Origin of the sequence: Agrobacterium sp. CGMCC 11546, assembly GCF_013365515.1 — a bacterium.
GTDB lineage: Bacteria > Pseudomonadota > Alphaproteobacteria > Rhizobiales > Rhizobiaceae > Agrobacterium > Agrobacterium fabrum.
Genome location: NZ_CP047387.1, coordinates 398,043 through 409,796, shown reverse-complemented (window position 1 = coordinate 409,796; position 11,754 = coordinate 398,043). Strand labels below are relative to the sequence as shown.

Genomic DNA, 11,754 nt, shown 5'->3' with positions numbered 1-11,754 from the left:
AAGGACTTGGGCGGGCTGGATTCCGGCACAAGCCCGGAATGACGGAAGCTAGGCTCTTCTTAGACCGCCCGTTCCGGCAAAAGGGCCTCAAGTCCGGTGATATCGTCGAAACAATAATGCGCATCCGCGCCAAGGCTTTCGCGCGAGCCGGTTCCCGTCAGCACGGCGATGCGCAGGCCCGCCCCCGCATTTTTCGCCATATGCAGATCGTGATTATTATCACCGACAACAGCCACGCGTTCCGGCGGGAAACCGACCGCCTCGCAGAAACCGAGAACCATGCCGGGCTGCGGTTTGGTGCCGTAACCGCTATCATAACCTGCGACGAAATCGATATCTGCTTCGAAACCGAAACGGATGGCCGTCTGGCGGATGGAATTTTCATTGTCGCTGGAGGCGATGCCAAGCTTGTAGCCGCGCGCCTTGAGCCTTGCGAAAAAAGCCTTGAGATCGGTCACCGGCACGGATTTATCCGCAGCCTCGGTGAACAGCCGGTCGAGGCGTTGCGTCAGTTCGACGAGATCGCAGGGCGAACCGGCGGCGACCAGACCGGCGGCGATTTCCGCCGTGTTGCCGGCGGCGAGCAGGCTGTCGGGCACCACATGGCCGGTGATCGGGTCCATACCGCAGGCTGCGAGAAGCCGGTCGGCGAGTACGGCGTCACCCTTGGCGGCAATCGACGCGAGTTCGCGGTTCACCGGACCCCAGCTGGCATCATAGCCCAAAAGCGTGCCGTCCTTGTCGAAGAGCACAGCGGCGATCGACTGCGCCGCATCAAGTTCGATATCCGCTACCATGAACCGATGGCGCTCCGCGGTTGCAGCTTGGCGGAAACGGTGAGCGGGTTGATATAGGGTTCCAGCGCCTTGACGGTGGAGGAGAGCGCGCCGCGCATATCCTGAATGACCCGGTTGCCGGCGTCGATCATCTTGTAACGCTCATTGTCGTTGACCAGGAGATAATGCACCGCCTTGGCCAGCATCTCGACATCACGGATGATGCGGCCGCCGCCGGCGCGGATCAGTTTCTGATAGGCTTCACGGAAATTCTGCACATGGGCGCCCGACAATACGGCGCAGCCGAGCATGGCCGGCTCCAGCGGGTTCTGCCCGCCCTCGGCCGTCAGCGAGCGGCCGACAAAGGCAAGCTCGGTCAGTCGAAGGTAAAGCCCCATTTCGCCGATGGAATCGCCGAGGAAAATATCGGTTTCCGGGGTGATCACATCATTGCGGCTGCGGCGGGCGACGGAAAGGTTCATGCTCTTCAGCATCGCCTCCACATCATCGCCACGCTCGGGATGGCGCGGCACGATGATGGTCAGCTGGCCGTTGCGCGACTTGATCGCGGCGTGAACCGTAGCGGCTGCCTTCTCCTCGCCGTCGAAGGTGGAGATCGCCGCCCATGTCTTGCGATTGCCGACCTGCTTGCGATAGGTTTCCAGCAGCGCCTCGTCACAGGGCGGCGGGTCGGTGTCGCCCTTGAGGTTACCCGAAATCACCACCGGCCAGGAGCCGAGATCGCGGAAACGTTCCGCATCGAGATCGGATTGCGCAACCACCAGCGCCAGCTTGGAAAACAGCGATTCCGCAATGTCGTGGCGGGCTTTCCAGCGGTCGAAGGAACGATCGGAAAGGCGCGCATTGACCCTTATCTGCGGGATGTGCCGACGCTCCAGCTCCATCATCGTCACCGGCCAGATTTCCGATTCCGCCGTTATGGCGGCATCCGGCGCCCAATAGGTGAGGAAACGGTTGACCGCGATCTTGATGTCGAGCGGCACATATTGGTGGATCACATCGTCGCCAAGCCGGGTGCGGGTCAGTTCAGCTGACGTGACGGTGCCGGTGGTCAGAAGCACGAAGATATCGCGCTTGCGGATTTCGCGGATCAGCGGGATCAGGGCAAGGGTTTCGCCGACACTTGCGGCATGGAACCAGACGAGCGGCCCGCGCGGGCGCTCGGCGCTGGCGTAACCGAAACGTTCAAGCCGGCGGCGCTTGTCTTCCTTGCCCTTCGCTGCCCGATAGGAAAGATAGGGTCTGGCAAAGGGATAGGCGGCGATACCGGCGATCCGGTAACCGGAAAGAGCGAAGCGTGCGAGACGGCTGCTCATGACATTCTGTCCTTGATCATTCCGCGCAATGCCTGCCCCTGTTATTGTTGTTGTCGCCGCCTACTTCTTCTTAAATTGCGTCATTTTTTGTCATGGCAAATGAAAGCGCGATCACATTTTCTCGCTCCGTTATTCCCGGCCTGCGCCTCTTGCGCAGGAATCACGGGAAAACCGCCTTCACCCAATAGTATTACAACGCAAGGGGAAAAGGACTCAAATTTTGTCGTCAGGATTGAGAAGACGGTGCATATGCACGATAAAATAACGCATATGGGCGTTATCAACCGTCATCTGCGCCTTGGACTTCCATGCGGTCAGCGCGGAAGCGTAATCCGGATAGATGCCGACGATATCGAGTGCGTTCAAATCCCGGAACTGAACATCCTGAAGGTTTTCAAGTTCGCCGCCGAAGACGAGGTGCAGCAGCTGTTTCGGTTTGCCAGTTTCCGTCATGTCTTTATCTCTTTCTTAAACGCTGAGAGAGGCCTTCATCTGCGGGATTTCCCGGCAAACGTCAACCGTCAGACAGATGTGAAAACGCTTTCAAAAGTGCCGGCAGTGCATAATTTGCTGCGGCGCACAATGCGAGGTGGTTCACCTCGCGGCGATTATACATCAGAGGTTTGCCATCAAGGCCAACAAGCTGGCCGCCGGACCGCTCGAGGATGAGATCGGCGGCGGCAAGATCCCACTCATGCGAGTTGGCCTTGACCAGCGTTCCGTCGATGCGGCCATCCGCGACCATGGCCAGCCGGTAGGCAAGCGAAGGGACGTGCGGAATGCGCTCCACGGTGTTGCGCAACGCTTCCGGCAGATGCGCGATCGCTTCCGCCGCTGCGGCAAGATGGAAGGTTCCGCTATTGTCACGGGTTGCCGAGATGGCGGCTCCGTTCTTCAACGCCACGCCGCCTTCCACCGCGGTGAACTCCTCCGCCAGCGCCGGCGCGACGAGCACGCCGACGACCGGCCGACCCTCATGGACCACCGCAACGCTGACGCACCAGGTATCTCGACCGCCGATGAAGGCGCGGGTTCCGTCAATGGGATCGACGACGAAGACGGTGGAGCGCGACAGCCTCTCCGTATCGTCGTCCGTCTCTTCGGAAAGCCAGCCATAATCAGGCCGGGCGGAGCGGAGAATGGTTGCGAGAATGTCGTTGGCGGCATAATCCGCCGCGCTGACCGGCGAAAGCCCGCCATTCTTCCACCAGACCTCGGGGTCCTTGCGGAAGAAACCCAGTGCCGTCTCGCCCGCCTTGCGCGCGGCTCCGAGAACCAGCCTCAAATCGGAGGCCCAGCGGGCCCCAGCCATATCGTTCATTTTGCCGTCTTTTCCGCGCGCCTCAAACGGCGCGCCCGTTTTTCTCTTCGCACTTGCACATAAAGTGCCGGCGAAAACAACCCGCAGGCCGCATCACTTGCCGGCGATCGTCATGCCTTCGATGGCGAGCGTCGGTGCCGCGACACCATATTTGCGGTCGATATCATTGGCAGGCGTCACCCGCATGAACATGTCCTTCAGGTTGGACGCGATGGTGACTTCGGACACGGGGAAGGATTTTTCACCGTTCTCGATCCAGAAACCGCTGGCACCGCAGCTATACTCGCCTGTCAGCATGTTGGCGCCGTGGCCAATCAGTTCGGTGACGTAAAAACCGGTTCCGATCTGTACCAGCAATTCTTCCGGTGAGAGATCGCCCGGCTCCAGCGCCAGGTTGGTGGAGGCAGGCGAGACCGAGGTGCCGCCGCGCACGCCGCGGCCATTGGTTTCAAGGCCAAGCTCGCGCGCCGCCGAGGTGGAGAGGAACCAGTGCTTCAAAACACCATCCTCGATCATCGTCATCTTCTCACCCCTGATACCTTCGCCGTCGAAGGGACGGGAGGACGGGCCGCGCACGATCTGCGGATCGTCGGTGAGATGAAGGCCTTTTTTGAGAACCTGCTGGCCCATCTTGTCGCGCAGGAAACTGGTCTTGCGGGCAACCGAAGCACCATTAATCGCACCGGCAATGGCGCCGACGAAACCGCGGGCGATACGGGGATCGAACACGACAGTGATATTGCTGCCGGTATCGACCTGACGCGGGCCGACCCGCCGCACGACTCTTTCCCCGGCACGGCGACCGATTTCTTCGGCCGCATCCAGATCAGCATAATAAAGGCGGCTGTCGTAATCGTAGTCGCGCTCCATCTTCGTGCCTTCGCCGGCGATGACGCTGACGGACCGGCCGAAGCGGCTGCCCATATAGCTGCCGGAAAAACCGTGTGAGGTGACGAGCACGAGCCCACCCATGCCGCTCGACGCGCCCGCACCCGAGGAATTGCTGACGCCCTTGACGGCAAGTGCGGCCTCTTCCGCCGCAAGTGCCGCTTCCCGCAGCTGATCCGCCGAAACTTCCGTTGCGTCGAAAAGCTCAAGGTCGTCATAGGATGTCGCCAGCCGTTCCTTGTCTGCAAGGCAGGCAAAGGGGTCTTCAGGCGAGACTTTCGCCATGGCGACGGCCCGTTCGGCAAGGGTCTTCAGATCAAAACCCGGATTGGCCGAAACGCTTGCCACCCGGCGGCCAACGAAGACACGCAGGGAAAAATCATCGCTTTCGGAGGATTCGGTGCTTTCCACCTTGCCGAGCCGCACGCCGACCGATTGTGAACGGGAGCGGACGACAACGGCATCCGCCTCATCCGCACCGGCGGCACGGGCGAGATCGACAAGCTGGCTGGCGCGATCGAGAAGTTTGGAAGAATCTATTTCTGAGGACATGAGTTGGCCTTTCATTCCTGTTCCATTTATTGTGCCGAGAACCCCGCATCAAGGGCGAAACGCCGCTTTCTCCACTCAGACGGCTCCATCGCCACCCTATTTGAAAGTCCGCCCGCATGACCGAGCACGACGCTCTCTTTTCCGAACCATTGCTGCTTCTGGCCGGCGCGGTCATCGCGGCCTCGGTTTTCCGTAAACTCGGCCTTGGTACCGTGCTGGGTTACCTGGTGGCCGGCATCATCATCGGACCGTTCCTGCATCTCGTCACGGATGCGAAGGACGTCTTCAATGTCTCGGAACTGGGCGTCGTTTTCCTGCTCTTCATCATCGGGCTGGAACTGAAACCCTCGCGCATCTGGCAGATGCGGCGCGATATTTTGGGCCTCGGCCTGGCACAGGTGCTGGTGACGGGTAGCGCGCTGGCGGCGATTGCCTGGTGGGCGGGGCTGATCGACGCGCGGGGAAGCGTGGTTGCGGGTTTCGGCCTTGCGCTTTCCTCCACCGCTTTTGCGCTGCAGATTCTGGAAGACGACGGCGACATGAATACGCGGCACGGCAACCGTTCCTTCTCGATCCTGCTGTTTCAGGATCTTGCCATCGTGCCGCTTCTGGCGCTCGTGACCATTCTCTCCAACCGGCCGGATGTGCCGACGGATTCGATGGCCTACGATCTCGTTGCCTCGGTCGTTGCGGTGGCAGGCATGGTGCTGGCCGGACGCTTCCTGCTGACGCCGATGTTCCAGATCATTGCCCGCACGGGTGCGCGCGAAGTGATGATCGCGGCCGCCCTTTTTGTCGTCATCGGCGCGGCCGCCATCATGGAGATGGTGGGCCTGTCGATGGGCATGGGTGCGCTGCTGGCAGGGCTGATGCTGTCGGAATCCTCTTACCGGCATGAGCTGGAGGCAGATATCGAGCCGTTTCGCGGGTTGTTGCTGGCGCTGTTCTTCATGGCCGTCGGCATGTCGCTGCATATCAATATCGTCTACGAACACATCGTCCTCATCCTCATCGCCGTGCCTGTCATGATGGCGGTGAAGGCGGCCCTGATCTATGGCCTTTGCCGCATTGCCGGTTCGTCGCGTTATGCGTCGAGCCGCATCGCGCTGCTTCTGGCGCAGGGCGGCGAATTCGGTTTCGTGCTTTTCACCACGGCCGCCGCGTCCGGCCTGTTTCCGCAGGCCACGGCCTCGATCCTCGTCGCCGTCGTCACGCTCTCCATGGCACTGACGCCGGTTCTGGCGGTGATTTCGCGGCGACTGACCGCGGAGGATGCGGAAGAGGACAAGCTGGAAGAGGATTTCGACGGGGCGGGTGCGGATGTGCTGATGATCGGCTTTTCCCGCTTCGGCCAGATCGCCTCGCAGATCCTGCTTGCCGGCGGTCGCGACGTGACTGTCATCGACAGTTCCGCCGACCGTGTGCGTCAGGCCGCCCGTTTCGGGTTCCGCATCTTTTTCGGCGATGGCACCCGCAAGGATGTGCTGATCGCAGCCGGTATCGAACGCGCCGATCTGGTGGCGGTCTGCACCCACAAGAAGGAGGTCACCGACCGTATCATCGACATGATCCAGTCGGAATTTCCAAGCGTGCGCATCTATGCCCGCTCCTATGACCGCATTCATTCTCTCGACCTCAGGAAAAAGGGCGTGGAATATGAAATCCGAGAGACGCTGGAATCCGGCCTGCTGTTCGGCAGGCGCATTCTGGAAGGGCTGGATATGGACGCTGAAAGGGCACTCGCCATTTCCGACGACATCCGCGAACGCGACGAACAGCGACTGGAGCTTCAGGCCGTCGAAGGCCTCGCGGCCGGACGGCAGATGCTGCACAACAAACCCGTGCGCGAAGTGAAGCCGGAACCGCTGATGAAGCCGAAGAACAAGGCGGAGAAGCGGGAGGAGGAAGAAGAGGATATGGAGGAAAGCGAGACGGAAGTTTTACTGTAGTGTCAAATAAGCGGTCCCCGCTCGGCTTCCTATTCAGGGTGTAACGCTCAAGCCTCCACGCCCTGCCCGCGGTGAAACAACTCCACCTGCATCTCGATCTGGCGTTTCAGATCATCCTTGATGCCGGCCGACGCATTGAGCACCTCTTCCGACTTCAAAAAATCCAGCACGCCGAAACGGTGCACTGGCGGGCGCAGGAAAATGTGTGGCGGGCGAAGCCTCAGTTTCAGGGCAATCGCCGCCTGCATCATCAGTTGGCTAGCGCCGAACAGGCTATCCAGCCGGTTCGGCATGGTGCTGCCGTCGCCTTCCGGGCCGCCGACCACATCGACGCCGATGACGATATCGGCGTGTTCAAGCAGATGCTCATAAGGGACCGGATTGAAGATGCCGCCATCGATCATGATGCGGCCATCGATACGAACAGGCATGAACAGCGCCGGTATGGCGGCCGATGCGGCGAGCGCCTGGATGATCTCGCCGCTTTCCACCACCACTTCGGTCTGGGCGTAATAATCTGTCGTTATCACCTTCAGCGGGATGGCAAGCTGCGAAAAATCCTTCGGTAAGGCTTGTGGCATCAGGGCATGAAGGATGAGTTCGAGATTGAACTGGCCGAGGCGAAAACCGTGGGCGGCATGGCGCATCGATGCCGGGCCGAGGCTCCAGAGCCGGTGTGCGACCGAGCCCTTCCGGCCCATGAGTTCAAGCGTATATTCGCGGATTTCGCGGCCCGACATGCCGGCCGCCATGCCCGCGCCGATGATGGAGCCGATGGAGGAACCGGAGAGCATCACCGGCCGGATGCCGAGTTCGTCCAGCGCCTCGACGATGTTGATGTGGCAGATGCCGCGGGCACCACCACCGCCGAGCGCCAGTCCGAATGTCGGCTCGTGGCCGCTGCCGCCAGCGCCCTTGAGGACGTCCTCCCCCGCGCGGACGATCGTGACGCTGTCGTTGCCAGCCTGCTCCATGCGAAACACCCTAAAAGATTACCACGGCAAAGGCTCTGCCTATTGCGCAAACAAGACAAGACCGTGGCATGACGGGAAGTCTCCCGTCAGGGCTCGTAGCGGTAGAAATGCATCTTCGTGTCACCGAAAATCCGGCTTTCGAGCAGCTTGAATACCGGCTCGACCGTGACCGTCACGTCGCCGCGCTCTTCCAGGATGGCGAGCGCGCCTGATGTCAGCCAGCCGCCGCCATGGGCTGCCGCAAAAGCCTTCTCGCCATGGCCATGGCCATAGGGCGGATCCGCGAAAAGAAGATCGAAGGGCTCGATATTGTTGACGCCACCCAGCTTGGTGGCGTCACGCCGCAGGATGCGGGCGCGGCCATGCAGGCCGAGCGCATCGATGTTTTCCCAGAGCAGCCCCCTGCCCTCGACGCCGTTTTCGACGAAGAGCGCCACCCGACAGCCGCGCGACAGGGCTTCCAGCCCCACCGCGCCGGTTCCGGCAAAAACGTCCAGCACACGCGTACCGTCAAGACTTTCCGGATAGGCATGGCTCAGGATGTTAAAGAGGCTTTCCCGCGTCCTGTCGATGGTTGGACGAATGGAATTCGATTTCGGCGCGGCCAAAGTCCGGCCGCGGAACTCACCGCCTACGATCCGCATTACGTGTCATTCCCCTGCCACCAGAAGGTTTGCCACCCGGGCCTTTGCCGCCCGGCTTGCCGCCGCCGGGGCCATTGCCACCGGGGCCTTTACCCTTGCCCGAAAAACCGGAGCGTTCGCCACGCTCGCCGGATTTGCCGAAGGACGGCTTGCCCGATGCGGGCCTGCCGCCGGGTTTACCGCCTCTGGGCTTGTCGCCGAAAGGCCGGTCACCGCGCGGACGATCACTGCCGGGACGATCTCCCTCTTCGCGGGGCTTGTCACGGAACGGGCGTTCGCTGAATGGCTTTTCGCCACGCGCGGTACGATCGCCAAAACTCTTCTCGCCACGCGGACGGTCGCTGCGTGGGCGATCGCCGTCTTCGCGAGGCCGGTCACGGAACGGACGGTCACCGAAGGGTTTGTCGCCGCGTGCGGGGCGATCACCGAAGCTCTTTGTTCCGCGTGCAGGTCGATCCCCACGGGGGCGATCGCCGTCTTCGCGGGGGCGATCCCGGAATGGCCGGTCGCCGGAGGGTCTGTCGCCAAAAGGTTTGCCGCCGCGTCCACCGCGATCGCCAAAGTTCTTTTCGCCGCGGCCAGGACGGTCACCGCGTCCGCGGCCACCTTCTTCTTCACGGGGGGAGTCCGAACGAATCCACTCGCCTTCGGCGTCAGCATGCCGCACGACGTTACGGCGGGCTTCATCCTGCGCGGACGGCTTCTTGAACAGGCTTTCAGCTTCAGCGCGGGCTGACGACTTGCGTTCCTTGCCATCGCGCGTGGGCTTTGCGCCAGGTGCCATCCAGACATTGGCGGTGCGGCTGGTGCCGGCGGGCGGGCGGGGACGACGATCATCGCCCTCGTCGTCATTGCGGCCCTTGCCACCAAATTTTCCGGCAGGTTTTGCACCAAACTTGCCGGCAGGCTTGTCACTGCGCTTGGTATCCAGGCGTCCGAGCGCTTTTTCGCGGCGGTCTTCCGGCTTGCCGGCTGCCTTTTCAAAACGCGGCCTGCCTTCCGGCGCATCGCTCTTTGCCCATTCGGACTTGGCGCGCTTAGCCGGCGCCTCTTCCTCATCGTCGACAGATGTATTGTAGATCGGCGCGTCGAAGTTGGCGCCGGCCTCTTCGATCAGGCGCGGGCCAAGCTGGTCACGCAGCATGCGGCCGCGCACTTCCAGCACCTTGCCCTCGGGCAGATCGCCCAGCTGGAACGGGCCATAGGAAATGCGGATCAGGCGGTTAACCTCAAGACCAAGCGCGCCGAGCACGTTCTTGATTTCGCGGTTCTTGCCTTCGCGCAGACCCATGGTGATCCAGACATTGTGGCCCTGAGTACGGTCGAGTGTTGCGTCGATCGCGCCATAAAGCACGCCGTCAACGGCGATGCCGTCCTTCAGCTTGTCCAGTGCTGCCTGATCGACCTCGCCATGGGCGCGCACGCGGTAACGGCGCAGCCAGCCGGTGGTCGGCAGCTCCAGCACGCGGGAAAGGCCGCCATCATTGGTGAGCAGTAGCAGGCCTTCGGTGTTGATATCGAGACGGCCGATGGACAGAACGCGCGGCAGTTCACCCGGCAGATTGTCGAAAACGGTCGGGCGACCTTCCGGGTCGGAATTGGTCGTCACCAGGCCGGCGGGCTTGTGGTAGAGCCAGAGGCGGGTGCGCTCCGCACCGCGAATCGGCATGCCGTCCACTTCGATCTTGTCTGACAGCGTGGCGTTGACCACCGGCGTATCCAGCAAGACGCCGTTCAGCGACACGCGGCCTTCCATGATCATGCGCTCGACATCGCGGCGCGAGGCAACGCCGGCGCGCGCCATGATTTTCGAGATACGCTCGGGCTTGCCGGCACCAACCACTTCGGCCGTGGCTGCAGAAGCGGGCGCAGCCTTGGCTTGCGCCGGTTTCTTTTCACGCTCTGCAGCGGGTTTGCCGGGGCCTTTCGGCTTCCTGTCGCCGCCAAAAGTTTTGCCGCCGTCACGCTTCGGCTTGTCTTTAAAAGTCATTTGCTATTTGCCTGTTGTTTGGGCTGTCCTATCAGGTCCAAGCACAAGGGTTAAGAGGAAATTGAACCGCAATGGCCGAAAGGACGCATTTCATGGAACTGGCGCTTGTCGAAGCCCGTTCCGCCGGCGAGCGGGATGAGGTTCCGATCGGCGCCGTGCTTGTTCTGGATGGCCGCGTCATTGCCCGTTCCGGCAACCGCACCCGTGAATTGAACGATGTGACCGCGCATGCCGAAATCGCCGTGATCCGCATGGCCTGCGAGGCTCTGGGACAGGAACGCCTGCCTGGTGCCGATCTTTACGTTACACTGGAGCCCTGCACCATGTGCGCGGCGGCGATTTCATTTGCCCGTATCCGCCGCCTTTATTACGGCGCGCAAGACCCGAAGGGCGGCGCTGTGGAGAATGGCGTGCGCTTCTTCAGCCAGCCGACCTGCCACCATGCACCGGATGTCTATTCAGGACTGGCGGAAAGCGAAAGTGCTGAAATCCTGCGGCAATTCTTCCGCGAGAAACGTCTCGACGACTAAGCGGCCGGCGGGAGGGACCAAGCTTTCCCGCAGGCCCATCAGCCCGTCATTTTTGTCAGAAGGGGTTCCACCAGCTCTTGCCGGTGTTGGCGACAGCCGCTTCTTTCTTGCGGCGCTTTTCCTTTTTCTGCTCTGGCTCACCGAGATCGGTCAGCTGATCCTGCGGAACGCTGCGATATTCAGCCGGCGGATCGGTCAGGAACTTGCGCTGGGCATTAACGACGGAACCGCCCTGGGCATCGGCCTTGGCCTTGCGGAAGGCTTCCCATTTCTGGCTTTCGGTCATCTGGCCGGCAGTGCCGTTACCGGCGAGCAGCGGTGAGCGGTAATGCGGGTTGTTCTTGTTGGCATCCGCCTCATCGCGCAGACGTTCGCGGGTTTCTTCCGGCGATTCGACCCATTGCGGGTTGTTTTCGCGGCTGGCCATGTTCTGCTGCGGCGTCGTCAGCTGTTCGGCACGGGCCTGGGCGGGAACGACGAGACCCGGACGGGGGCCGTATTTCAGGTTGCGCTTGCTCTGGTCACCGGTGATCGAGGTCGCGTTGCCGAGATCGTCGACGAGCTGTTCGGCCGCCGTCTTGCCCGTACCATAGGTCGGGCTTGTGCAGGCGCCCAGCAGCACGCCTATCGCCGTGACGCCAACAACCGTGCGAAACATGCCCAAACCCTGCGCATTACCCTGCATCGTCTTCATTGAAACCCTTCCAGCCGTCCGTCCCACTTCGCCAGACATCGTCTTTCGGCAGGCGGCAGCCCGCATTGCCGTGCAAATCCGGCCATTTTCAGGCAGGTG

At 61.7% G+C, this 11,754-nt stretch carries 11 protein-coding genes; 2 read left to right on the top strand and 9 right to left on the bottom strand.

Annotated features, from left to right (window positions below):
* Nucleotides 1-59: 59 nt before the first annotated feature.
* From GSF67_RS02065 to GSF67_RS02045, 5 genes are all read right to left on the bottom strand, one after another.
* A complete protein-coding gene (locus GSF67_RS02065) occupies nt 60-797 on the bottom strand; it encodes an HAD family hydrolase (RefSeq protein ID WP_006313177.1) in 738 nt (245 codons plus the stop codon).
* Entirely contained in the window at nt 791-2,113 is a 1,323-nt protein-coding gene (waaA, locus tag GSF67_RS02060) for a lipid IV(A) 3-deoxy-D-manno-octulosonic acid transferase (protein ID WP_006313176.1), read from the bottom strand. The genes GSF67_RS02065 and waaA overlap by 7 nt, the downstream gene beginning before the upstream one ends.
* A 213-nt stretch (nt 2,114-2,326) precedes the next feature.
* The gene (locus tag GSF67_RS02055) at nt 2,327-2,566 is read right to left on the bottom strand and encodes a DUF4170 domain-containing protein (protein WP_006313175.1); all 240 of its coding nucleotides are present in this window, start codon (nt 2,564-2,566) and stop codon (nt 2,327-2,329) included.
* Nucleotides 2,567-2,627: 61 nt separating this feature from the next.
* A complete protein-coding gene (locus GSF67_RS02050) occupies nt 2,628-3,434 on the bottom strand; it encodes a 3'(2'),5'-bisphosphate nucleotidase CysQ (protein WP_006313174.1) in 807 nt (268 codons plus the stop codon).
* Between the two features lie 93 nt (nt 3,435-3,527).
* Nucleotides 3,528-4,874, bottom strand: coding sequence for a TldD/PmbA family protein (locus GSF67_RS02045; protein ID WP_035215422.1), 1,347 nt, complete (start codon nt 4,872-4,874; stop codon nt 3,528-3,530).
* 116 nt (nt 4,875-4,990) lie between these two features.
* Here GSF67_RS02045 and GSF67_RS02040 point away from each other — a divergent pair, with 116 nt between their 5' ends.
* Nucleotides 4,991-6,823, top strand: a complete 1,833-nt coding sequence (locus GSF67_RS02040) for a monovalent cation:proton antiporter-2 (CPA2) family protein (protein WP_006313172.1) — start codon at nt 4,991-4,993, stop codon at nt 6,821-6,823.
* 47 nt (nt 6,824-6,870) lie between these two features.
* Here GSF67_RS02040 and GSF67_RS02035 read toward each other — a convergent pair whose 3' ends face one another.
* The 3 genes from GSF67_RS02035 to GSF67_RS02025 all read right to left on the bottom strand — a co-directional run bounded on the left by GSF67_RS02035 (nt 6,871) and on the right by GSF67_RS02025 (nt 10,431).
* On the bottom strand, nt 6,871-7,797 hold the full coding sequence (locus GSF67_RS02035; protein ID WP_006313171.1) for a patatin-like phospholipase family protein: 927 nt from the start codon (nt 7,795-7,797) through the stop codon (nt 6,871-6,873).
* 86 nt (nt 7,798-7,883) lie between these two features.
* Nucleotides 7,884-8,441 (bottom strand): 16S rRNA (guanine(966)-N(2))-methyltransferase RsmD, encoded by a 558-nt coding sequence (gene rsmD / locus GSF67_RS02030; RefSeq protein ID WP_006313170.1) that lies wholly within the window; start codon nt 8,439-8,441, stop codon nt 7,884-7,886.
* Nucleotides 8,422-10,431, bottom strand: coding sequence for a pseudouridine synthase (locus tag GSF67_RS02025; RefSeq protein ID WP_006313169.1), 2,010 nt, complete (start codon nt 10,429-10,431; stop codon nt 8,422-8,424). The genes rsmD and GSF67_RS02025 overlap by 20 nt, the downstream gene beginning before the upstream one ends.
* Nucleotides 10,432-10,502: 71 nt before the next feature.
* Between GSF67_RS02025 and GSF67_RS02020 the strand changes: the two genes are divergently transcribed.
* A complete protein-coding gene (locus tag GSF67_RS02020) occupies nt 10,503-10,961 on the top strand; it encodes a nucleoside deaminase (RefSeq protein ID WP_006313168.1) in 459 nt (152 codons plus the stop codon).
* Nucleotides 10,962-11,016: 55 nt separating this feature from the next.
* Here the strand turns inward: GSF67_RS02020 and GSF67_RS02015 are convergent, their stop codons facing one another.
* Entirely contained in the window at nt 11,017-11,655 is a 639-nt protein-coding gene (locus tag GSF67_RS02015) for a hypothetical protein (protein ID WP_006313167.1), read from the bottom strand.
* Nucleotides 11,656-11,754 lie beyond the last annotated feature (99 nt).